The organism is Bacteroides sp. Marseille-P8574, assembly GCF_902825465.1.
Lineage (GTDB): Bacteria > Bacteroidota > Bacteroidia > Bacteroidales > Bacteroidaceae > Bacteroides > Bacteroides uniformis.
Window position 1 is genome coordinate 529,886 of sequence record NZ_CADEBE010000001.1, and the last position, 24,541, is coordinate 554,426.

23 protein-coding genes are annotated in these 24,541 nt (G+C 47.7%); 20 read left to right on the forward strand and 3 right to left on the reverse strand.

All coding sequences use genetic code 11. From position 1 onward, the window contains the following. Positions 1-36 precede the first annotated feature (36 nt). From araA to HUX74_RS02400, 13 genes are all read left to right on the forward strand, one after another. Positions 37-1,545, forward strand: a complete 1,509-nt coding sequence (gene araA / locus HUX74_RS02340) for an L-arabinose isomerase (RefSeq protein ID WP_117600922.1) — start codon at positions 37-39, stop codon at positions 1,543-1,545. A gap of 110 nt (positions 1,546-1,655) precedes the next feature. Further along, on the forward strand, positions 1,656-3,254 hold the full coding sequence (locus tag HUX74_RS02345) for a xylulokinase (RefSeq protein ID WP_174646131.1): 1,599 nt from the start codon (positions 1,656-1,658) through the stop codon (positions 3,252-3,254). Positions 3,255-3,277: 23 nt separating this feature from the next. After that, on the forward strand, positions 3,278-4,822 hold the full coding sequence (locus HUX74_RS02350) for an alpha-N-arabinofuranosidase (protein ID WP_057252641.1): 1,545 nt from the start codon (positions 3,278-3,280) through the stop codon (positions 4,820-4,822). A 190-nt stretch (positions 4,823-5,012) separates the two neighbouring features. After that, positions 5,013-7,022 (forward strand): transketolase, encoded by a 2,010-nt coding sequence (locus tag HUX74_RS02355; RefSeq protein ID WP_117600924.1) that lies wholly within the window; start codon positions 5,013-5,015, stop codon positions 7,020-7,022. A gap of 90 nt (positions 7,023-7,112) precedes the next feature. Further along, the gene (rpiB, locus tag HUX74_RS02360) at positions 7,113-7,550 is read left to right on the forward strand and encodes a ribose 5-phosphate isomerase B (RefSeq protein ID WP_117600925.1); all 438 of its coding nucleotides are present in this window, start codon (positions 7,113-7,115) and stop codon (positions 7,548-7,550) included. A gap of 175 nt (positions 7,551-7,725) precedes the next feature. After that, positions 7,726-8,001: a tetratricopeptide repeat protein gene (locus HUX74_RS02365; RefSeq protein WP_005826598.1), complete on the forward strand. Its 276-nt coding sequence runs from the start codon at positions 7,726-7,728 to the stop codon at positions 7,999-8,001. Positions 8,002-8,017: 16 nt separating this feature from the next. Further along, on the forward strand, positions 8,018-8,245 hold the full coding sequence (locus HUX74_RS02370; protein WP_005826600.1) for a ferredoxin family protein: 228 nt from the start codon (positions 8,018-8,020) through the stop codon (positions 8,243-8,245). A 19-nt stretch (positions 8,246-8,264) separates the two neighbouring features. Then, on the forward strand, positions 8,265-9,350 hold the full coding sequence (locus HUX74_RS02375; RefSeq protein ID WP_117600926.1) for a 3-methyl-2-oxobutanoate dehydrogenase subunit VorB: 1,086 nt from the start codon (positions 8,265-8,267) through the stop codon (positions 9,348-9,350). Next, the gene (locus tag HUX74_RS02380) at positions 9,347-9,520 is read left to right on the forward strand and encodes a hypothetical protein (RefSeq protein ID WP_005826603.1); all 174 of its coding nucleotides are present in this window, start codon (positions 9,347-9,349) and stop codon (positions 9,518-9,520) included. Before HUX74_RS02375 ends, HUX74_RS02380 begins: the two co-directional genes overlap by 4 nt. Positions 9,521-9,532: 12 nt before the next feature. Further along, on the forward strand, positions 9,533-10,294 hold the full coding sequence (locus HUX74_RS02385) for a thiamine pyrophosphate-dependent enzyme (protein ID WP_117600927.1): 762 nt from the start codon (positions 9,533-9,535) through the stop codon (positions 10,292-10,294). Positions 10,295-10,316: 22 nt separating this feature from the next. Next, positions 10,317-10,862: a 2-oxoacid:acceptor oxidoreductase family protein gene (locus HUX74_RS02390; RefSeq protein ID WP_005826606.1), complete on the forward strand. Its 546-nt coding sequence runs from the start codon at positions 10,317-10,319 to the stop codon at positions 10,860-10,862. A 254-nt stretch (positions 10,863-11,116) separates the two neighbouring features. Then, positions 11,117-13,327, forward strand: a complete 2,211-nt coding sequence (locus HUX74_RS02395; protein WP_117878056.1) for a putative porin — start codon at positions 11,117-11,119, stop codon at positions 13,325-13,327. 11 nt (positions 13,328-13,338) lie between these two features. After that, positions 13,339-14,169, forward strand: coding sequence for a transporter substrate-binding domain-containing protein (locus HUX74_RS02400; protein ID WP_174646132.1), 831 nt, complete (start codon positions 13,339-13,341; stop codon positions 14,167-14,169). 273 nt (positions 14,170-14,442) lie between these two features. On the opposite strand, the gene HUX74_RS02405 is transcribed toward HUX74_RS02400, so the two are convergent. Next, positions 14,443-16,368 (reverse strand): NAD(+) synthase, encoded by a 1,926-nt coding sequence (locus HUX74_RS02405; protein ID WP_174646133.1) that lies wholly within the window; start codon positions 16,366-16,368, stop codon positions 14,443-14,445. Between the two features lie 296 nt (positions 16,369-16,664). On the opposite strand from HUX74_RS02405, the gene HUX74_RS02410 reads away from it, so the two are divergent. From HUX74_RS02410 to HUX74_RS02435, 6 genes are all read left to right on the forward strand, one after another. Then, the gene (locus HUX74_RS02410; protein WP_117965455.1) at positions 16,665-17,102 is read left to right on the forward strand and encodes a Fur family transcriptional regulator; all 438 of its coding nucleotides are present in this window, start codon (positions 16,665-16,667) and stop codon (positions 17,100-17,102) included. A gap of 13 nt (positions 17,103-17,115) precedes the next feature. Beyond that, entirely contained in the window at positions 17,116-17,673 is a 558-nt protein-coding gene (locus HUX74_RS02415) for an NADH peroxidase (RefSeq protein WP_117887551.1), read from the forward strand. A 124-nt stretch (positions 17,674-17,797) separates the two neighbouring features. Further along, positions 17,798-18,322 (forward strand): RNA polymerase sigma factor, encoded by a 525-nt coding sequence (locus tag HUX74_RS02420; RefSeq protein ID WP_117965457.1) that lies wholly within the window; start codon positions 17,798-17,800, stop codon positions 18,320-18,322. Next, entirely contained in the window at positions 18,319-18,777 is a 459-nt protein-coding gene (locus HUX74_RS02425) for a hypothetical protein (protein ID WP_117965459.1), read from the forward strand. Before HUX74_RS02420 ends, HUX74_RS02425 begins: the two co-directional genes overlap by 4 nt. A gap of 12 nt (positions 18,778-18,789) precedes the next feature. Next, positions 18,790-19,260, forward strand: a complete 471-nt coding sequence (locus tag HUX74_RS02430; RefSeq protein ID WP_174646134.1) for a DUF4252 domain-containing protein — start codon at positions 18,790-18,792, stop codon at positions 19,258-19,260. 20 nt (positions 19,261-19,280) lie between these two features. Beyond that, on the forward strand, positions 19,281-20,186 hold the full coding sequence (locus HUX74_RS02435) for a hypothetical protein (protein ID WP_118264264.1): 906 nt from the start codon (positions 19,281-19,283) through the stop codon (positions 20,184-20,186). Positions 20,187-20,298: 112 nt separating this feature from the next. On the opposite strand, the gene HUX74_RS02440 is transcribed toward HUX74_RS02435, so the two are convergent. Both HUX74_RS02440 and HUX74_RS02445 read right to left on the reverse strand, forming a co-directional pair. Then, positions 20,299-21,987 carry an OmpP1/FadL family transporter gene (locus HUX74_RS02440; RefSeq protein WP_174646135.1) on the reverse strand — a complete coding sequence of 563 codons (1,689 nt, stop codon included), beginning with the start codon at positions 21,985-21,987 and terminating at the stop codon, positions 20,299-20,301. Between the two features lie 33 nt (positions 21,988-22,020). After that, positions 22,021-23,394, reverse strand: a complete 1,374-nt coding sequence (locus HUX74_RS02445) for a hypothetical protein (protein WP_174646136.1) — start codon at positions 23,392-23,394, stop codon at positions 22,021-22,023. 281 nt (positions 23,395-23,675) lie between these two features. Here HUX74_RS02445 and prmA point away from each other — a divergent pair, with 281 nt between their 5' ends. Continuing rightward, complete coding sequence (prmA, locus tag HUX74_RS02450; RefSeq protein WP_174646137.1) at positions 23,676-24,518, forward strand: 50S ribosomal protein L11 methyltransferase; 843 nt, start codon at positions 23,676-23,678, stop codon at positions 24,516-24,518. Positions 24,519-24,541 lie beyond the last annotated feature (23 nt).

The following is a 24,541-nucleotide window of genomic DNA, read 5'->3' on the forward strand; positions in this document are numbered from 1 at the left end:
ATCATTCTTTAAATATAAACTATAAAAATAAATCGTATGAACGCATTTGAACAATATGAAGTATGGTTCGTAACCGGAGCACAGCTCTTGTACGGAGGTGACGCAGTTATCGCAGTAGACGCACATAGTAATGAAATGGTGAAAGGTCTGAATGATTCCGGGAAACTGCCCGTAAAGGTAGTATATAAAGGTACGGTCAATTCATCCAAAGAAGTAACCGCTACCTTCAAAGCCGCCAACAACGACGATAAGTGTATCGGAGTCATCACCTGGATGCACACCTTCTCTCCTGCCAAAATGTGGATTCACGGTTTGCAGGAACTGAAGAAGCCATTACTACACTTCCATACACAGTTCAACAAGGAAATTCCCTGGGAGACGATGGACATGGATTTTATGAACCTGAACCAATCGGCTCACGGCGACCGCGAGTTCGGACACATCGTGACACGCATGCGAAAGAACCGCAAAGTGGTAGTAGGCCACTGGCAGGACGAAAAAGCCCAAAAACAGATTGCCGCATGGATGCGCGTAGCTGCCGCATGGGCTGATGCGCAGGATATGCTCATCATCCGCTTCGGCGACCAGATGAACAACGTGGCTGTGACAGACGGTGACAAGGTCAGCGCCGAACAAGTATTGGGCTATCATGTGGACTACTATCCCATCAATGATGTGATGACATACTACAATGCTGTCAGCGACGAGGACGTGAAGGCACTCGTAGCAGAATACTTCAAGCTCTACGACCACGCTCCCGAACTGGAAGACGCACGTACGGAAGCCTACACCAAAGTATGGAACTCCGCCAAGGCCGAAATCGCCATTCGCCGCGTGCTGAAAGACACGGGTGCCAAAGGCTTCACCACCAACTTCAACGATTTGGGCGACTTTGACCAAATCCCCGGACTGGCCTCACAGCGACTGATGGCGGAAGGTTACGGCTTCGGTGCCGAAGGCGACTGGAAAACTGCGGCACTATACCGTACCACTTGGGTGATGAGTCAAGGCATGCCGAAGGGGTGCTCCTTCCTCGAAGACTATACGCTGAACTTCGACGGAGAAAAGAGCGCCATCCTGCAGGCACACATGTTGGAAGTCTGTCCACTGATTGCCGAACAGAAGCCGAAACTGGAAGTGCACCGTCTGAGCATCGGTATCGACAGCGAAACAGCCCGCCTGGTATTTACCAGCAAGCAAGGTGAAGGTGTAGCCGCTACCATCGTAGACCTGGGCAATCGCTTCCGCCTCATTGTGAACAAAGTAGAATGCATCAAGAGCAAGCCTCTGCCCAAGTTGCCCGTTGCCAGCGCACTGTGGATTCCAATGCCCAACCTCGAGGTGGGCGCTGCAGCCTGGATTCTGGCCGGAGGTACACATCATACCAGCTTCTCCTACGACCTGACGGTGGAATATTGGGAAGACTTTGCCGAAATGGCCGGCATCGAAATGGTGGTCATCGATGAAAATACCACCATCAGCGAGTTCAAAAAAGAACTGCGCATGAATGAAGTCTACTATATGCTGAACAAGGCACTTTGCTGATAATCATTACGGATTACTAATTACGCGTACCACAAACGTAACCAGTAGTTTGCAATCAGTAATCCGTAGTTTATAATCGTACTATAAATCCGTAATTTATCATTAATACCATGAAATTAGATGCAAAATCAACCATTGAGGCAGGTAAGGCCATCCTTGGCATAGAACTCGGTTCCACACGAATCAAGGCGGTTTTGATTGACCAGGAAAACAAACCCATCGCCCAGGGAAGCCATACTTGGGAGAATCAGTTAGTCGACGGACTGTGGACATATAGCGTCGAAGCTGTCTGGTATGGGTTGCAGGATTGCTACGCAGACCTTCGTGCTAATGTAAAGAGCCTTTACGATACAGAGATAGAAACCCTGGCAGCCATCGGTGTCAGTGCCATGATGCACGGCTATATGGCATTCAACGAAAAAGAAGAAATCCTTGTACCCTTTCGTACCTGGAGAAATACCAATACCGGCCAGGCTGCCGCAGCCCTATCCGAATTATTTGTCTACAACATCCCTCTGCGTTGGAGCATTTCCCACCTCTACCAAGCCATCCTGGATAATGAAGAACACGTTCCATCCATCAATTACCTGACCACCCTTGCAGGTTTTGTCCACTGGCAAATAACCGGTCAAAAGGTACTGGGCATAGGAGATGCCTCCGGTATGCTCCCCATCGATCCCATCACCAAAAACTATTCTTCTGAAATGGTGGATAAGTTCAACAGACTTATTGCTCCGAAAGGATACGACTGGAAGCTTCGGGATATTCTGCCGAAGGTATTGTCGGCCGGTGAAAACGCAGGCTTCCTTACTCCCGAAGGAGCCGGTCGCCTCGACATATCAGGACATCTGAAAGCAGGAATTCCCGTCTGTCCGCCCGAAGGTGACGCAGGAACCGGCATGGTTGCCACCAACGCCGTAAAGCAGCGCACTGGAAACGTATCGGCAGGCACCTCCTCTTTCTCAATGATTGTATTGGAGAAAGAATTGTCCAAGCCCTACGAAATGATTGACATGGTAACCACCCCCGACGGAAGCCTCGTAGCTATGGTGCATTGCAACAACTGCACTTCCGACCTCAATGCCTGGATCAATATTTTCAAAGAATACCAGGAACTGATGGGTATCCCCGTAGATATGGACGAAATCTACGGAAAGCTCTATAACCACGCCCTGACAGGCAATGCAGACTGCGGAGGCCTCATCTCATACAACTACATATCAGGCGAACCTATAACGGGACTGGCAGACGGACGTCCACTGTTTGTACGTTCGGCAAACGACAAGTTCAACCTTGCCAACTTCATGCGCACCCATCTGTATGCTTCAGTGGGAGTTCTCAAAATCGGCAACGACATCCTTTTCAATGAAGAGAAAATCAGAGTAGACAGAATCACCGGTCACGGAGGACTCTTCAAAACCAAAGGAGTAGGCCAGAGAATACTGGCAGCTGCCATCAATTCACCCATTTCCGTTATGGAAACAGCCGGCGAAGGTGGTGCCTGGGGTATTGCCCTCCTCGCTTCCTACCTTGCAAACAACGGAAACGACCAATCCCTTGCCGACTTCCTGGACAAGCATGTATTCACCGGAAATGCCGGTATTGAAATCTCACCGACAGCCGAAGATGTAAGCGGATTCAACACCTACATCGAAAGCTATAAAGCTGGTTTGCCCATCGAAGAAGCAGCAGTAAGATTCAAGAACTAAGTATTTAATAACACTAAAAAACTATGAACACAAAGTTATTTATCAGTAGCATATTTCTCTCCACCTCGTTGTCACTCTTCGCACAGAAAAGTGCCACTATCACTTTACACACAGACCAGAGCGGGCAAATCATTCCTAAAGAAATCTACGGCCAATTTGCAGAGCATTTGGGAACTTGTATCTATGGCGGACTTTGGGTAGGTGAAAACTCCGATATTCCCAACATCAACGGTTATCGCACCGACGTATTCAATGCACTGAAGGAGCTCCGTGTACCCGTCCTCCGCTGGCCGGGCGGCTGTTTTGCCGATGAATACCACTGGATGGACGGTATCGGCCCTAAAGAAAACCGCCCCAAAATGGTGAACAACAACTGGGGAGGCACTATCGAAGACAACAGTTTCGGAACCCATGAGTTCCTCAATCTCTGCGAAATGCTGGGTTGTGAACCCTATATCAGCGGAAACGTAGGCAGTGGTACCGTAGAAGAACTTGCCAAATGGGTGGAATACATGACCTCCGAAGGAGACTCCCCCATGGCACGCCTGCGCCGCCAGAACGGTCGCGACAAAGCCTGGAAAGTAAAATACCTCGGCGTGGGTAACGAAAGCTGGGGTTGCGGTGGAAGCATGCGTCCCGAATATTATGCCGACCTCTACCGCCGCTATTCCACCTACTGCCGCAACTATGACGGCAATAGTCTTTTCAAGATAGCCAGCGGTGCCAGCGACTACGACTATAACTGGACCAAAGTGCTGATGGACTGCGTAGGCGGCCGTATGCACGGTCTTTCCTTGCACTACTATACCGTCAGCGGATGGAACGGCAGTAAAGGCGCCGCCACCCGATTCAATAAAGACGACTATTACTGGACACTGGGCAAATGCCGCGAAATAGAAGATGTCATCAAGAAGCATTGCACCATTATGGATGAATACGACCCTCAAAAGAACGTGGCTCTTATGCTTGACGAATGGGGAACCTGGTGGGATACTGAACCGGGTACCAATCCCGGACATCTGTACCAGCAGAATACATTGCGTGATGCTTTTGTCGCCTCCCTCAGTTTCGACATCTTCCATAAATATACCGACCGTCTGAAAATGGCAAACATTGCCCAAATCGTCAATGTATTGCAATCCATGATTCTGACCAGCGGAAAAAACATGGTACTCACCCCCACTTATTATGTATTCAAAATGTACAATGTACACCAGGATGCTACCTACATTCCTCTTGAGCTGAACTGCGACATGATGGATGTACGCGACAACCGCAGAATACCAATGGTCAGTGCTACCGCCTCCAAAGACCAAAACGGCAAGATACACATTTCCATGTCCAACGTAGATGCAGACAATGCACAGGAAGTGACCATCAATCTGTCTGGAACGAAAGCCAAGAAAGCAGTTGGTGAAATATTGACTTCCACCAATCTGACGGACTACAATTCATTTGAAAATCCCGACAATGTGAAACCCGTTCCGTTCAAAGAGGTAAAAATTAATAAAGATATTCTCAAGATTAAACTTCCGGCCAAATCAATCGTTACTATTGAATTACAGTAAAACTACCGTGCACCGCACAAAATCAGCTAAATACGTTTAGTATCATTTTAGCAGCAAAAAGGCAGTAATACTGATAAAAAAGACACTCTTCGAGTGTTGTGAATTACGCATAAAGAGTTATCTTTGCCCTTGGAAAACCTACAAGGCCCCAATAACCCATTGATAATATTCAAAATTAATTAGATTCAATATGAACGACAACAAACTTATGAACCGTGCGGCGGACAATATCCGTATCCTTGCTGCATCCATGGTTGAGAAAGCCAACTCCGGGCATCCGGGCGGTGCCATGGGTGGTGCTGACTTTGTAAATGTACTCTTCTCAGAGTTCCTGGTATATGACCCTGAAAATCCGGCTTGGGAAGGTCGTGACCGTTTCTTCCTCGACCCGGGACACATGTCACCGATGCTTTACTCTACATTGGCCCTGACCGGCAAGTTCACGCTGGACGAACTGAAAGAATTCCGTCAATGGGGAAGCCCTACTCCGGGACATCCCGAACGTGACATCATGCGCGGCATCGAAAACACTTCCGGACCGCTCGGCCAGGGACACACATTTGCAGTCGGTGCAGCCATCGCAGCTAAGTTCATGAAGGCACGTTTCGAAGAAGTAATGCCACAGACCATCTACGCTTATATTTCTGACGGTGGCATCCAGGAAGAAATCTCCCAAGGCTCAGGCCGTATCGCCGGAGCATTAGGGTTGGATAATCTCATCATGTTCTATGATGCCAACGACATTCAGCTTTCTACCGAAACAAAGGATGTGACCATCGAAGATACCGGCAAGAAATACGAAGCTTGGGGCTGGAAAGTCATTAAAATCAATGGTAACGATCCCGATGCCATCCGCGGTGCACTGAACGAAGCCAAAGCTGAGAAAGAGCGTCCGACGCTGATTATCGGCCATACCGTAATGGGTAAAGGTGCCCGCAAGGCAGACGGCAGCAGCTACGAGGCCGATTGTGCCACACACGGTGCTCCTCTGGGCGGCGACGCTTATGTAAACACCATCAAGAATTTAGGTGGTGACCCGACAAATCCGTTTGTCATCTTCCCCGAAGTGGCCGAACTATATGCCAAGCGTGCAGCTGAGCTGAAGAAAATCATGACTGAAAAATATGCAGCCAAAGCCGCATGGGCAAAAGCCAATCCGGAAAAGGCTGCCAAACTGGAAATGTTCTTCTCCAGCAAGACTCCCGAAGTGAATTGGGCCGCCATCGAACAGAAAGCAGGCGTTGCCACCCGCGCAGCATCCGCCACTGTACTCGGTGCTCTCGCCACTCAAGTAGAAAATATGATTGTTGCTTCTGCCGACCTTTCCAATTCCGACAAGACAGACGGATTCCTCAAGAAAACACATGCCTTCAAGAAAGGTGACTTCAGCGGTGCATTCTTCCAGGCCGGTGTTGCCGAGCTGACTATGGCTTGCTGCTGTATCGGTATGGCACTGCACGGCGGTGTAATCCCCGCTTGCGGAACATTCTTCGTATTCTCAGACTACATGAAACCTGCCATACGTATGGCAGCCCTGATGGAAGTTCCCGTGAAGTTCATCTGGACGCACGATGCCTTCCGTGTAGGTGAAGACGGCCCTACCCACGAACCGGTAGAACAGGAAGCTCAAATCCGCCTGATGGAAAAGCTGAAAAACCACAAGGGACACAATTCCATGTTGGTGCTCCGCCCGGCAGATGCAGAAGAAACAACTGTAGCATGGAAGCTGGCAATGGAAAATACCAAAACCCCAACCGGTTTGATTTTCTCCCGCCAGAACATCGCCAACCTGCCCGAAGGCAACGATTACGAACAAGCTGCCAAAGGCGCTTATATCGTAGCCGGCTCCGATGAAAATCCGAATGTAATCCTCGTTGCTTCAGGCTCGGAAGTTGCCACATTGGTAGCCGGCGCTGAATTGCTGCGCAAGGATGGCATCAAGGTGCGTATCGTGTCCGTCCCTTCCGAAGGCCTGTTCCGTAGCCAAGCTCCGGGATATCAGGAAGGCATTATCCCGTGTGGTGCCAAGGTATTCGGCCTGACAGCCGGTCTGCCCGTCACACTGCAAGGGCTGGTAGGTCCCCGCGGTAAAGTATGGGGATTGGAATCATTCGGATTCTCGGCACCTTATAAAGTGCTGGACGAAAAGCTCGGTTTCACCGCAGAGAACGTTTACAAGCAAGTAAAAGCAATGTTATAATCATTATCCGATGTGCTGATGTGCTGATTGCCCGCGCCCCACAACTGCAGGCATCAGCACATTGGCACATCGGTATATTAACTGACCATCATGAAAACAATAGGAATCTGTTCCGACCATGCAGGCTTCGAATTGAAGGAATATGTCCGCGGCTGGTTGGAAGCCAAAGGCTGGGCTTACAAGGACTTCGGGACCTACTCAACCGAGAGTTGCGACTATCCCGACTTTGCACATCCGTTGGCACTGGCCGTTGAAGCCGGAGAGTGCTATCCGGGAATTGCCATCTGCGGAAGCGGTGAAGGTATCAGTATGACGCTGAACAAGCATCAGGGTATCCGCGCCGCTCTCTGCTGGACGGCAGAAATAGCCCATTTGGCACGCCAGCACAACGATGCCAATGTACTCGTCATGCCAGGGCGATTCATCAGTACCGAAGAAGCCGACATGATTATGAAGGAATTCTTCAGTACACCATTCGAAGGCGGACGCCACCAACGAAGAGTGGACAAGATACCGGTACACTTGTAAAGCAGTAGAACCATATTCTTTATGATATCTGCCCGAAGTTCTGACATTCTGATAGAATCGTGAGAAACTTCGGGCTTTTTATTTGCCCCTTTTTCTTATTTTTCACAATGAAGATGCTCATTATCTTCAAATAAAAACTATCTTTGTGGTTCGATAACCCGGATATTTTTTAGATATGGAACGACTGAATACCATAAAAGAGCTTATCAACCAGGGAAATGTAGAACAAGCCATTCAGCAGCTTGACGAAATACTGCAAACAGACTTTCCCGGCAAAGACGAAGCTTACTACCTGCGGGGAAATGCCTATCGGAAACAAGGCAACTGGCAACAAGCGCTGAACAACTATCAGTATGCCATCGACCTGAACCCCGAAAGCCCGGCACAGCATGCCTATCAAATGGCTATGGACATCCTGAACTTCTACAACAAGGATATGTACAATCAATAAATAAAGAACGTAAATTATGGCAAAAATCAAAGGAGCAATCGTAGTAGACACCGAACGTTGCAAAGGCTGCAACTTGTGTGTGGTAGCATGTCCGCTCAACGTAATAGCCCTCACCAAGGAGGTGAATGTGAAAGGGTATAACTATGCCCACCAGATATTGGAAGATACTTGTAACGGCTGCGCCTCGTGCGCCACAGTATGTCCGGACGGATGTATCTCAGTATATAAAATAAAAGTAGAATAAATCTGTAAATCAGTAGAATATGGCAGAAGAAGTTGTATTAATGAAAGGAAACGAAGCCATCGCCCACGCAGCCATCCGTTGCGGTGCAGACGGTTACTTCGGATATCCCATTACTCCGCAATCGGAGGTATTGGAAACTCTTGCCGAACTGAAACCTTGGGAAACGACCGGCATGGTGGTTCTTCAGGCAGAAAGTGAAGTGGCAGCTATCAATATGGTGTACGGCGGTGCCGGAAGTGGTAAAATGGTCATGACCTCCTCCTCCAGCCCCGGTGTCAGCCTGAAGCAGGAAGGTATCTCTTATCTGGCAGGTGCCGAGCTGCCTTGCTTGATTGTAAACGTTATGCGCGGCGGTCCCGGTCTGGGAACCATCCAACCGAGCCAGGCCGACTATTTCCAGACAGTAAAAGGAGGCGGCCACGGTGACTATCGTCTGATTGCCCTTGCTCCGGCTTCCGTACAGGAAATGGCAGATTTCGTAGGACTGGCATTCGAACTTGCCTTCAAATACCGCAACCCGGCAATCATCCTTGCCGACGGTGTCATCGGCCAGATGATGGAAAAAGTGGTGCTCCCGGCACAAAAGCCACGCCGCACCGATGCGGAAGTCATCGAACAATGCCCATGGGCCACTACCGGCAGAACCAACGGCCGCAAGCCCAACATCATCACCTCATTGGAACTGAAACCGGAAGAAATGGAAAAGAACAACATCCGTTTCCAGGCCAAATACAAGCAGATAGAAGAAAATGAGGTTCGCTTCGAGGAAATTCATTGCGATGATGCCGACTACCTGATTGTAGCCTTCGGCTCCATGGCACGCATCGGACAGAAAGCAATGGAGCTGGCGCGCGAAGAAGGAATCAAGGTAGGTATGCTCCGCCCCATCACGTTGTGGCCGTTCCCGACCAAAGCCATTGCCGCGTACGCCGACAAGGTGAAAGGCATGCTCGTTACAGAATTGAATGCCGGACAGATGGTAGAAGATGTCCGCCTTGCCGTGAACGGTAAAGTGAAAGTGGAACATTTCGGACGTCTCGGCGGCATTGTTCCCGATCCGGATGAGATAGTAGATGCATTGAAAGAAAAACTGATTAAGAAATGAATCCTGATAAAATAAGAAACGTACTGAACATTCTCTTCATGGTACTCGCCCTAGCAGCTATCATTATATATTTTGCTGCAAAAGATGACTTCAAGCTGTTCATCTACGTCTGCGGCGCGGCGATATTCGTCAAGCTGATGGAGTTTTTCATACGGTTCACCAACAGATAAGGAGAAGTGATTATGACAAAAGAAGATATTATAAAGCCCGAGAATCTGGTTGCCAAGAAACCGACTCTGATGAACGACAATCCCATGCACTACTGCCCGGGATGCAGCCACGGCGTAGTTCATAAACTCGTAGCCGAGGTTATCGAAGAAATGGGACTGGAAGACAAAGCAATAGGTATCTCCCCCGTGGGATGTGCCGTGTTCATCTATAATTATATAGACATCGACTGGCAGGAAGCCGCCCACGGACGTGCGCCCGCACTTGCCACTGCCATCAAGCGCCTTTGGCCGGACCGCCTGGTGTTCACTTACCAAGGAGACGGCGACTTGGCTTGTATCGGTACTGCCGAAACCATCCACGCCTTGAACCGCGGCGAAAACATCACCATCATCTTCATCAACAATGCCATCTATGGTATGACCGGGGGACAAATGGCTCCCACTACCCTTGTAGGCATGAAGACTGCTACCTGCCCCTACGGACGCGACGTGCATCTGCACGGCTATCCGCTGAAGATGGCCGATATTGCTGCACAACTGGAAGGCACCGCTTATGTGACACGCCAAAGCGTACAGTCTGTTCCTGCCATCCGCAAAGCGAAAAAGGCCATCCGCAAAGCATTCGAGAACTCTATGGCAGGCAAAGGTTCCAACCTTGTGGAAATCGTCTCCACCTGTAACTCCGGCTGGAAGATGTCTCCTGCGAAATCCAATGAATGGATGGTAGAGAACATGTTCCCCTTCTATCCGCTGGGCGACCTGAAAGATAAATAATCATGCTAAAGACAGAAGAACAATGAAAGAAGAAATCATTATAGCAGGCTTCGGTGGACAAGGTGTATTGTCCATGGGAAAGATTTTGGCATATTCCGGATTGATGGAAGGCAAAGAGGTGACTTGGATGCCGGCTTACGGACCGGAACAACGTGGTGGTACAGCCAACGTAACAGTCATCGTGAGTGACGAGAAAATATCCTCACCCATCTTGAGCAAGTACGATGCTGCCATCATCCTGAACCAGCCGTCACTGGAGAAATTCGAAAGCAAGGTAAAACCCGGAGGCGTACTCATCTACGACGGTTACGGCATCATCAACCCGCCGACGCGCAAGGACATCCACGTTTACCGCATCAACGCCATGGATGCCGCCAATGAAATGAACAATGCCAAGGCGTTCAACATGATTGTATTGGGTGGATTATTGAAAATCAAGCCGATGGTTACACTGGACAGTGTACTCAGAGGATTGAAGAAGACACTGCCCGAACGCCACCATCACTTGATACCGATGAACGAAGAAGCTATCAAGAAAGGAATGGAACTTATTCAGGAAATGAAATGAAAGGCTGTGTAAAGCCACTCCCCCATAAGAGGAGAAACTTTACGCCAGAATAAGAGATAAAGGAAAGCGGATAAGCCCTTGTGATATTGATTTATTGCAAGGGCTTATTTCATTTCAAGCCCCCAAAGCATGGATTCAAGGGCAGAGAACCGGAAGCAGTATAGGGCAAAACAGAAAACAAGACATTTTAAAAGAAGCAAAAAAGGCTGAATTCAGTAAGCAAATAATTTTTTATTGTATCTTTGCGCCTAATTATGAGACGAATTGTACTGACATATATATTTCTGTCCGTTATAGGGATATGGGGGGCTATGGCGCAAAACACCTTAAACCCAATGAACAATCGCGACCGGTTCGGTAACCAGATTGACCCGAATACCCAGCCGGACAATCTGGAAGACAGTACCAATACTGAGATTCAAAGTCTTCCGCCAAAGCTTTACATGTGGAAACTAAGTGAGACACTAGGCAACCGTACCATCATACCTGCCGATACAGCCAGCCTCAACTTCCAGAGCACCAATCTGGTGGAAGGAATGTTCGGCCACTACAATTACTTGGGGAATTTAGGTTCTCCACGCCTCTCACGTCTGTTCTTCGAACGAGAGGAAAGCGAACCCACCATCTTCATGGCTCCCTTTTCGAGTTTTTTCATACGTCCCGACCAGGTGCTTTTCACTAACAGCAACGTGCCTTACACCAATCTTACCTACTACAAGGCCGGCAACAAAGTGAACGGTGAAGAACGCTTCAAGTCCTACTTCTCCGTCAACGTCAACAAACAGCTGGCATTTGGCTTTAACATCGACTATCTGTACGGGCGCGGTTATTACCAGAACCAGTCCACCTCGCACTTCAATGCAGGTCTGTTCGGTAGCTATATCGGTGAAAAATATCAGGTACAAGCAGTCTACAACAATTTCTTCCTGAAAATGAACGAAAACGGCGGTATTGCAGACGACCAATATATCACCCGTCCCGAAAACATGTCTGGAGGAAAGAAAGAGTATGAATCCACCACTATACCGGTCAAATTGGAACGGAGTTCCAACCGCAACAAGGATTTTTATATCTATCTGACACAGCGCTATCGTCTTGGTTTTACGCGGAAAGTACGGAGCACACAGGAAGGCAAACCGACGGAATCCGCACCCCAAGCTTCTTCCTCCCCGTCCTCCGAAGCCAAAATATCCGCTTCGAACAACGACATAGCATTGCCAAACGACAGCATAGCATCAAAATCGGTCGGCACACTTGCAGCCGTCAATGACAGCTTGCCGTCTGTTTCTACCGCAGACAACGACTCACTTTTCGAAGAAGAGTTCGTCCCCGTCACCAGCTTTATCCATACCCTGAAAGTAGAACGGTCGCGGCACCAATTCCGTTCGGGAAGCGAGCCCGAAGGATTCTTCCCGGAAGACTACAAACTTTACAAGAATTACAGTAACGACTCTACCACTGCATTCAGTGTAAAGAACGTGTTCGGAATAGCCTTGCTGGAGGGCTTCAACAAATATGCCAAAGCCGGACTTACGGCTTATATCTCCCACAAGTTTAGCCGGTACGACCTGATGAACACGGACACGCTTACCGACATGCGCCGCATCCGCTACACCGAGCAGGAAATCTTTCTGGGTGGCGAACTCGCCAAGCGCGAAGGCAAACTGCTACACTACAACGTAAACGGTGAAGTGGGCTTGGTAGACAAAGCCATCGGGCAGTTCCGTGTCAACGCCAATCTGGACCTGAACTTCCGTCTATGGAAAGATACGGTGAACTTCTACGCCCGCGGTTATGTGAGCAACACGCTTCCTTCCTTCTATATGCGCCATTATCACTCCAACCACTACAACTGGGACAATGACAACATGGACAAAGAATTCCGCACGCGTGTGGAAGGCGAACTGAACATTTCTCGTTGGGGAACCAATCTCCGTGCCGGTGTAGAGAATATCAAGAACTACACCTACTTCAACCAAAGCGCCCTGCCCGAACAGAACGGAGGCAACATACAAGTGCTGTCTGCTACGCTGAAACAAGACTTCCGCCTCGGTATCTTCCACCTGGACAACGAAGTGACCTGGCAGAAGACGAGCAATGAAACAGTACTTCCATTGCCCCAACTCTCGCTCTACCATAACTTCTACATACTGGCCAAACTCGCCAAGAAGGTGCTGACCGTTCAGTTGGGTGCCGATGTCCGTTACTTCACCAAGTACAACGCACCCGCCTATGCACCCGGCGTCCAGCAATTCCATCTGCAACCTACGGACGACTTGGTGGAAATAGGCGGTTACCCCATCGTAAACGTATATGCCAACCTGCACTTGAAGCGGACGCGTATCTTTGCCATGATGTATCATGTCAACGCAGGTATGGGAAGTGCCAATTCCTTCCTGGTGCCGCACTACCCCATCAATCCGCGCCTGTTCAAGATTGGTGTCTCATGGAACTTCTATGACTAACAGATGGGCGTATGACGAAAAGCAGACTGCTCAAATACGCATTTCTGGGGATTACAGCGGCTCTCATAGCCCACTATCTCATCAAGAAAGAAGAAAAGCCGAAAGGTCATCCGCGCGACTATGCCGAAATAGCTGCCGAAGGCATCATACATGCTTCGACGGAATACAACTCCATCAGCTTCTATGTGGATGATGACACCTTGTCCGGTTTCCACTACGAGCTGATAGAAGCTTTTGCACGCGACCACGGACTGCAGGCTGCCATATCACCGGAAATGAGCTTCAACAAGCGGCTGGAAGGCCTGGCCGATGGGAAATATGACGTGATTGCCTACGGCATCCTTGCCACCAGCGAGCTGAAAGACTCCTTACTGCTTACCACCCCCATCGTATTGAACAAGCAAGTGCTGGTGCAGCGCAAGCTCGAGAATGTTCCCGACTCATCACTGTTCATCAAAAGCCAACTGGACCTGGCGGGCAAGACACTGCACGTAGTGAAAGGCTCCCCTTCCATACTACGCATCCGCAACCTGGGAAATGAAATAGGCGACACCATCTACGTTGAGGAGATAGAAAAGTACGGTCCCGAACAACTGATTGCCTTGGTAGCCCACGGAGACATCGACTATGCCGTATGCGACGAAAGCATTGCCCGTACCGCAGCCGACAGTATTCCTCAAATAGACATCAATACCGCCATCAGCTTCACGCAATTCTATTCCTGGGGGGTAAGCAAACAGTCCCCTATCCTGCTGGACAGCCTCAACACATGGCTGGATAGTTTCAAAAAGGGAAAGGAATACAAGAAAATCTACAAACGATACTACGGGAAACGAAACTAAGCTGCACTTTTCCATACACGCAGCATATCCCTACTTTTACAACTACTTATTAATCAACAGCTTATTACTGCAAAATTCTGCATACATTTTGCAGTGATACTGCAAAGCCGTTGCAGTGGCGCTGCACACCGATATGCAGTACGACTGCAACAGTTATGCAGTGATACTGCAACACGTTTGCAGTCGCACTGCAAAACACATGCAGCAAGAATGCAAACAAGATGCAGTCATCAAATACCCATATCGATATTACGGCATACCCGAAGTAAAGAATTAGAGTCCTTCCACCTCCCTTAGCCACATCTCCGACGAAGCATCGCTCGGCATTCTCCAATCGCCGCGCGGGCTCAGAGAGATACTGCCCACCTTCGGACCATCCGGCAAGCAGGAGCGCTTGAACTGCTGGTTGAAGAAACGACGGCAGAAAGTCTGCAACCATTTTTTGATGGTTTCTTCATCATACATCCCCTTGAATGTGCGTGCTGCCAGGAAAAATATCTTGGAAGGACGGAAACCGCAACGCAGGAAGTAATAAAGGAAGAAGTCGTGAAGCTCATACGGACCCACCAAGTCCTCGGTAATCTGCTGGATATTACCGTTCTCATCTGCCGGAATCAGTTCCGGGCTGATGGGAGTATCCACAATGTCGAGTAAGGTAGCACGTGAAGCATCGTCCATATCATGCTCCGCCACCCATTTCACCAAGTGCTTCACCAGAGTCTTGGGGACGCTGGCATTCACACCGTACATCGACATGTGATCGCCGTTGTAAGTGGCCCATCCTAAAGCAAGTTCCGAAAGGTCGCCCGTACCGACAACCATTCCCCAGGTCTGGTTGGCAATATCCATCAGGATTTGGGTACGCTCCCGTGCCTGCGCGTTCTCGTAAACCACGTCGTGCACATGGATGTCATGGTCTATATCCTTGAAATGCTGTACGCAGGCCTCCTTGATACTGACTTCGCGGACGGTCACACCGAGGGAATTCATCAAGTCAATGGCATTCGTATGAGTGCGGTCGGTCGTCCCGAAGCCCGGCATAGTGATGCCGATGATGCCCTGGCGGGACCATCCCAACTTATCGAAAGTCTTTACGCAAACCAGCAACGCCAGCGTAGAGTCCAGTCCGCCCGAGATGCCGATAACGGCACTCTTCGCCTTGGTATGCACCAGCCGCTGCGCCAGTCCGGACACCTGAATGGAAAATATCTCTTCACAACGCTCGTCCAGCGCCGCCCCCTGTGGGACAAACGGATGCGGTTCAAAAGTACGCGTCAGATTCAAATCCTTGCTGTTGACATACTCCGTAGAGATTCGTACCGGAAGCTCCGAAGCACAATTTGCATGGCAGGCGGCAAAAGTCGTATTCACCCGGCGCTCCATGCGCAAGTGTTCCACGTCAATTTCGCTGACAACCACCTGCCCGTCGAAAGAAAAACGTTCGTTTGCCGCCAGCAGAGTCCCGTTCTCATAAATCAACCCGTTACCGGCAAACACCACATCCGTAGTGGATTCTCCGAAACCGCATGAGCTGAACACATAACCGGCAATGCAACGTGCTGACTGCTGGCTGATGAGCGAGCGCAAATAATTGTGCTTGCCAATGCCTTCATTGTCAGCCGAAAGATTGAACAAGATTTCCGCACCTTGCAGTGCCAGCGTCGAGCTAGGCGGTATGGGCGCCCACAAATCCTCGCATATCTCCACTCCGAAAGTGGTATCCGCTGTTTCGAACAGCAGGTTTCTCCCCATCGGAACAATCTGCCCGCAAAGGCGCACACTGTTTTCCGCCACATCACAAGCGGAAGTAAACCAGCGTTTCTCATAAAATTCCTTATAATTGGGAAGATAAGTCTTCGGAACAATGCCCAGCACTTTCCCCTTCTGAATGACAACCGCCGCATTCAGCAACACACCGTTCAGTGCAACGGGCATGCCCAATATCGAAATAATATCCATCTGGCGCGTATTGTTCAGAATCTGTATCAGCCCCATTTCCGCCTCTTCGAGCAGAAGTTGCTGGGCAAAGAGGTCGCCACAGGTATATCCGGTAATGCATAACTCCGGAAAAGCTATGATTTGCACACCTTTCCCGTCGGCTATAATAATCTCTTTTTCAATCTCTGAGGCATTGAACTTACAGTCAGCCACCTTGACACGGGGCACAGCCGCCGCTACTTTTACATATCCGTAATTCATAAGGATGTTATATTATTTATTCGATGCAAAGATACGGCAAAATTCTGATTAAGAGAGATAAGAGAAAAACGTTTTCTCTATATCGGCACGAGAAACTGACTAAAGCCGGGTGCATCCTATCTTCGCTTTTATGACAAAAATACGGCAACCTACCTACAAGAAGAGGAACACATATAAACAATTTTAATGACCGCAACTAAAAATTTTCCGGAAATCTTTTGGAGAATTATAGGAACTTCTTACCTTTGCAAAAGAATTAAAAATGTAATAATTACAAGTTTGAATATCAAGTTGGCATGGATGTAGTAAAACGATTGCAGAATCATAACATTAAGCCTTCAGTGCAGCGCATAGCCATTATGAACTACCTGATGGAGCATCGTACGCATCCCACGGTGGATGAAATATATACGGCATTGTCTCCCTCCATACCGACACTGTCGAAGACAACGGTATACAATACCTTGAAACTACTAAGCGAGCAAGGTGCCGCACTGACTCTGACCATTGACGAGCGCAATACGTGTTATGACGCCGATACCAGTCCGCACGGTCACTTTTTGTGTAAACGTTGTGGAAAGATTTATGACTTGATGTGCAATAATAGCATCAAGAAGGTAGTCGACATGGATATGGACGGACATGATGTACAGGAAATTCACTACTATTACAAAGGAATCTGTAAACATTGCATGGAAAAAGAACATTTAAGAATAACTAATTCAACTAATTAAAATCTGAGAGAAAATGAAAAAGTTTAGATGTACTGTATGCGGTTACGTATACGAAGGAGATGCAGCTCCCGAAAAGTGCCCATTGTGTAAAGCTCCTGCAAGCAAGTTCGTAGAAGTTGAAGAAGCAACAGCTGACGGCCCCTTGGTATTTGCCGACGAACACGTAATCGGTGTAGCCAAAGGTTGCGATGACGAAATGATTAAGGACCTGAACAACCACTTCATGGGCGAATGTACAGAAGTTGGTATGTATTTGGCAATGAGCCGCCAGGCAGACCGTGAAGGTTATCCCGAAGTTGCTGACGCTTTCAAGCGCTACGCATGGGAAGAAGCAGAACACGCTGCTAAATTCGCTGAATTGCTGGGTGACTGCGTATGGGACACCAAGACTAACCTCGAAAAGAGAATGAACGCTGAATCTGGTGCTTGCGAAGACAAGAAGCGTATCGCCACTCGCGCTAAGGCTTTGAACCTCGACGCTATCCATGATACCGTTCACGAAATGGCTAAGGACGAAGCCCGTCACGGTAAAGGTTTCGAAGGTCTGTACAACCGCTATTTCAAGAAATAATCCGATACTTTTATAGTAATGTGATGAAAAGGGACTGCTAATTTTAGTAAGTCCCTTTTTTTATTCTAACTTTTTTCACTTTTCAATGTCACGTTTGTAATTCCCATTCGTCTTATCTGTGTAAATGGAACTCAAAGAATTCAAAATAACCGTTCTTCCCCTCCGTGCCAAGCTACTGAACTACGCACGGAAGTTGACCGACGAACCGGAGGATGCAGAAGATGCTGTCCAGGAGGTGCTGCTCAGGCTATGGAACAAAAGGCTTGAATTGGAGCAATACCGGAACATCGAAGCATTTGCCATGACGTTGACGCACAACATCTGTATAGATATGTGGCGCTGCAAATGCAACGACAACCTATCTCTCGACATTGTGCAGGCGGCATCCCCCACCGGAACACCGGAACGGCTGTTGGAAATCAAAGATGAAATCCGCTTGATGCACGAAATCATCCACTCGCTGCCCAATCTTCAACGCACCATCATGCAGATGAAGGACATCGAAGGATACGAAACGGACGAAATCGCCGAAATCACGGGATGCGGACCGGAAGCCATCCGCAGCAATCTGTCAAGAGCCCGGAAGAAAGTGAGAGACGTTTACCTGCGAACCATACAAAAAAGAAAAGAAAGGAGAAAGGAACCATGAAGATAGATGAACTGCTGGATAAATATTTCGAAGGGGAAACTTCCTGCGAAGAAGAACGTGAACTGCGCCGTTTCTTTACAGAAGAGGAAGTGCCGGAGCACCTGCAAATGTACCGCCCCCTATTCGCTTATCTGAACCGGGAAGCAACTTCAATGGCGGAACCGACAGAGGAAAAATCCGTAACAACAGAATCGGCAAAGGAAGTACCCGCACAGCGGAAGCCTTCCCGTCTCTATCGCACATTCTATGCTGTCAGCGGCATTGCCGCCGGATTGCTCCTGCTTCTCGGGGTAGCCAAGATTATATTTCCGCTTTCCGGTGTTCCCGAAAATTATGTCGTCATCGACGGCCAGCGGTATACAGACGAGAAACTGGTGGAAGCCAAAGCACTGGAAGCCCTGCAGAATGCCAGCTTCACGGATGAAGATTTAAGCAACTTACTGTTTCAACACTAATATTACAAGGTTATGAAAACATCTACACTGATTTGCATACGTAGTCTGTGCCTCTTTTTCCTGCTGATTTGCCTGCCAGCCTTTGTACATGCACAAGAGGGACTGCAAATAGCCGACCTGTTCAACAAGTATGGCGAACAAAAGGACGTGACCAGGGTAGAGCTGAACGGAAGCATCCTGAAATCTTACTGCATGACTACCTACAAGAGCCTTGTGTTCAAGAATGTATCCCCCTATCGCCGGGAAATTCAGCAGGCCATTGTACACGACAAGCAAGACAACGCAAAGAAGGCGCAGGAGGTAATGGAAAGCGGTGTGCTGCGCAGTGCCTATTACCAACTGAAAGAGGTGGAACGCAATGGAAAGAAACTGAACCGCTACCTCATTTTCAAGATAGGAAAAGACTCCATGGGCACTTTGATTTACATAGAGGGCCTGCTCAGTGAAAAGGAAATGATGGATATGCTCTACAAATCGGAATAACACTAAAAACAATATACGATATGAAAACCAGAATTATGATTTTGGCCTGCCTGCTTGCTGTGCCGGCCGGCCGCATGGCAGCACAACAACAGACTGACCTTGAACAGAAAGCTACTGTACAGACACAAGGAGACTCCATCATCATCCTGAAAGGAAAAGGAGACATGCGCATCAAGGTGTACGAAGAGCAGCTGGAAGACGGCGAGAAAAAAGAAGTGCAAATTTATGAAGGAGTCTATCTCGAGAAGGTGGATGCAGACAAGCGTACTTTCCTCGATGCCCTGCCATTCATCCCCAAAAAGAGAAGGTACAATGCTTACGAACCGCACTGTTCCGGTCTGTATATTGGCTACAGCCGGCTGGCTAACGACTTCCTCTCCTTCGGAGCAAGTGACAAGATGGGACTCGACTTGTCCAAATCATGGGAATTCGGCTTCAACATCCTCTCCGTATATCACAACTTCAAGAAGAACCCGCATTGGGGAATCAACCTGGGAGTCAGCTGGGGATACCGTTCTTTCAATATCGACGGTAACTATGCTTTACTAAAGGAAAATGGAACCAGTATTTTCACCGCAGGGAATGAAGAGACCAGCTACAGCAAAAGCCGTCTGCGCCATTTCTTCTTCCGCGTACCCTTATTGATGGAATGGCAACAAAGAGTAGGAAGACACAAAGTGTTCTTCAATGCCGGTCCCGAATTTGAGATACGCCACGGCGTGAAGTCATTCTCACACATCAATGGAGGCAAGAAGAAAACCGTAGGAAAAGGTATGTATGCACAGCCCGTCGGCATAAATCTGCTGGCACAAGCCGGTTACGGTAATATCGGCATTTACCTGCGCTATTCCACATACGGATTATTCCAGAAAGACAAGGGACCGGAAGTATCTCCCTATTCATTTGGCGTGGCATGGTATCTGTAATCCCTCCCCTATAACACAAGACTCCCCGAAATGTATTTGTACATTCCGGGGAGTTCTTTTATACCCTAAGGTATTGACAATGAAAGGTTATCTGCAATGAAAAATTATTCTTCTAAAAACGTATGCCTAGAGTGAGGAGCACTTGGCTACGGGTATTGGTTACTTTGGTTGCTTGTACCAAACTATTCCCATCAAATGTATCAAATGGATAGAACTTCGCATCATAAGTAGTATACTTATAAGCTAAATCAGCATAGAACATAGAACCGCGATAACCCATACCCAATGTATAGTTACTCAACGATTCACTGTTAACAAAGTCAGTATCCGTCTGAATGGAGTTTAGTGGGAGATTCTTAAAAGCGTCATCCTTGAAAATAGAAGACTGATAATTATAACCAGCGCGCAAAGCAAACTGAGGAATCACCTTATACTCGGCTCCCAAACGAATGGTACTGACACCTTTTAACATATCTGTAGTAGAATTCTCATAATCGAAAGAGTCTGCATAACCGGCATCATCTCTGAACTGAATAGAGGAATAATCCTTATATTCATATTCAGCTCCCAACGCTAAATTATTACCGACAGTATATCCTAAACTGAGATTATAAGTCCACGGAGTACGAAGTTGAAATTTGCTCACCATGTCGCCATTAAGAATATCATAAGTATCTTCATCATAATGTCCTATCTCATTGCTCGGAGTACCCACTTCATTCGTCACATTCAAATCATTCCATACATCAGACTCCAAACGTGCATTGGTTTTATAATCCAAGCTATAGAATACCGGTGTGTGTACCGAGAACCCTATACGTAATGGAGAATACTCAAACGGACGTACGATAGCTCCCAACTTCACATCAAATCCCGCTCCATTGATTTTACTCCATGTCTGCAAATTATAGCCTTCACCTCCACCATAATTTTCATCATAGAAACAATATTTGCTATAATCCAATGCATAAGCTCCAACAGTTAATCCAAAATAGATACGGTCGTTAAAGTTAAAAGCAACATTAAAGTCAAACTGATCAATTCCTCCACGTTCCTCAGAATGAAACTTAGCATCTGCTCCGGTATACATACCTACATATTCGCCCGGAGTGCGGTACATCAATTCTCCATCCACATTTTGCACTTGTACACCATCTTTCATATAAGGTACATAGTTAGAATAATTCGGGTTTGAGGCCAACAATTTATCTAAATCTCCTTGCGAAATCAAGTCTGTAATCAAATAGCCATTATACCCCATAGCAGAAAGCCAACCTATATTATTATCCCGATAAGGATTATCAGGCCAATCTTTAATACCACCTGCACCTGATGCCTGATTAGCCATATAAATAGTTTGAGAGAAATCACCAAGATTACCTTCCATCTGCATGTTATTATAAAAAGATTTTACACGCTGGTAGTTGAATCCAAAGTTCACGTATCGCAAAGGAGTTACATTTCCTACCTTTGTGGAAAACACAAAACCTGCATTATTGAAATCTGCCCGTGTCTTATCCGAACTCATTTTATTACCCATATAGTTACTTTCAGTTCCATATGAAGAAAATCCAAAAGAAACAGCAGCATCATTACTACGATATATACCTATGCCCGCAGGATTGGTTCCCATAGTGGTAATATCTCCTCCCAATGCTCCCATAGCACCTCCCATTCCTACAAAACGAGCAGTCCCATTCAAATCTTTATTTGCAATATTAGCTGCATTATAAATAGTCTGTGCACTGACACTCACAGCTGTAAACATAGCAAGTGCCATCATCATTATATTTTTTTTCATAAATCCACTTTTTAGAATTAATCAGTAAGTTCTTTATCTCCTTCTGGAACTTCCACCACTTGAACGAGAAGATCCTCCACCAGTTGAATAACTTCCACCCGAAGAACGAGAGCCACCTCCAGAAGAAAAGCTGGAAGAGGAACGACTATTACTGCCACTATTATTATAAGAACGACTACTGCGATTATTATTGAAATTACTACGTGCAGGAGCAGTACTTGAGCCACGATTATAAGTTGCCGAGCTACGGGTAGTACTTCGCGAAGATGTCCCTACCGAGGAACGACCGCCTGCTGTAGAAGTATTACGTCGCACTCCCTCTACAGTAGAACGACTACTCCCATAAGAACTACTACGTGTACTACTTGGACGAGTATAAGTAGAGCGTCTACTCGTAGCGGCATCCGAACGCGTAGCACTGGAGCGAGTAGCGCTGGAACGTGTAGCAGCAGATGACCTTGTCCCTACTACTCTGCGATTAGTGTCGGTACTTCCACGTCTAACTTGTCCCGTTGCAGCAGCCCCACTGCGACGCACTGTTTGCCCACCATTCACATAAGAAGAACGTCTAGTTGTTGTACTTCCTCCATAGGCAGAGACCCTATTTCCACGAGAACTTCCAAATGAACGTCTATTGGTATATGCATTTCCCCAATGGCCACCGCCTCCATGATACCATCCAGGATAATAGTGGTGGTGGTGGTAATGATGATGGTGTCCCCACCAACCACCGCCGTACCAGCCGCCCCAGCTGAAACTCCAACTCGGACCGTACCAGCTGTTCCATCCCCAGCCATAGTAAGGATAGCCGCCCCAACCATAAGAGTTATAGCGCCAGTCCCACCACAAACGATTGGTAAATGTCGGGAAAGCGTATGCATACAGACCATCGGTGTACACGTTCCAATCCCAGGAATTCAAGCCATAGACCACATCCCAATACAATGGGCTGCTGATGCTGATGGCATAACGGGGATTGCGGAAACGGATAATACGGGTAGCATACTCATAATCATCCTGCGAACCCTCGAACTCACCGTTCACCCATTCGCCGTCCAGGCCGTCATCTTCTTTTTCATTGATGTAAAGGGTATCGTTCTCCATCACGAAATCATTGTCGCGGGAATCGTAACGACGGTTATATTCGTCCACATCGCGGATTTTCCCCTTACGGTCTTTTACTACAACAGTAGTGCTTCCCGGCGATGAATAAATAGTGGTCGGCGCATTCGACTTTACTACAATCTCTTCTACGGGAGCAGCTACTTTCTTCTCCCGCTTCACTTCTTCTTTTTTCTCTTCCTTATTCTTGGAAGGAGTGTAGTACAGGTCGTCATCTATACTTTGTGCCACCAGTGTCCATGGGAGGCACAAGGCAAAAAGCGATAAAAAAACAATCTTTTTCATATTAGTTTGGTTTATGGATTTTACGTTTATCTATTTCTTCACGTCACAAAGATAACGCCGGATTTTATCCCATACAGCAGATTTTCCCCAAAGATTTATAGGGAATTCCCTAAATACCCTATCATTCAATAAATCAAAGGCCCTGCCGGATAAAAAAAGAGCACGTCCGTTTTATTCTACCCCCGGTTTGCATTATCTTTGCAAAAAGATAAACAAATATACGCAGAAACAGGTTTGCTTCTAAGAATCATATTCTGTATTTAACAAACAATCATATTCCGATGAAATATTTAGAATTTACATTCCGCACCGTTCCGTGTACAGAAATAGTCAACGATGTGCTTTCCGGCGTCTTGGGTGAAGCCGGCTTTGAAAGTTTTGTCGAGCAGACCGACGGCATCACCGCTTACATACAGAAAGAACTTTATAGCGAAACCGCCCTCAAAGAGGCACTTGCCGACTTTCCCCTGCCCGACACACAAATAGAATACAGTTATGTGGAAGCCGAAGATAAAGACTGGAACGAAGAATGGGAAAAGAACTTCTTCCAGCCCATCGTCATCGGAGACCGCTGTGTCATCCACAGCACTTTCCACAATGATGTTCCCCAGGCTGAATATGACATCGTCATCAATCCGCAGATGGCATTCGGCACGGGACACCACGAGACCACCAGCCTCATCATCGGCGAACTGCTGGACAGTGACCTGCAAGGCAAATCACTGCTCGATATGGGTTGCGGAACTTCCATCCTTGCCATATTGGCACGCATGCGTGGAGCCTCTCCTTGTACAGCTATCGACATAGATGAATGGTGCGTGCGCAACTCCCTCGAAAATATAGAATTGAATGGAGTGGATAACATTGCCGTATCCCAAGGTGATACCTCCTCTCTGGAAAGCAAAGGTCCGTTTGATATGGTTATCGCCAACATCAACCGCAATATCCTCCTGGCAGATATGAAGCACTACATAGCCCGCATGAATCCCGGTGCGGAGCTGTTGATGAGCGGTTTCTACATAGATGACATTCCCGTCATCCGCGAAGAAGCCGAACGCAACGGGCTGCACTTTGTCCACCACCGTGAGAAGAACCGATGGGCAGCGGTGAAATTCCAGAAATAATAAAGGTCTATACTAAGAAGCTA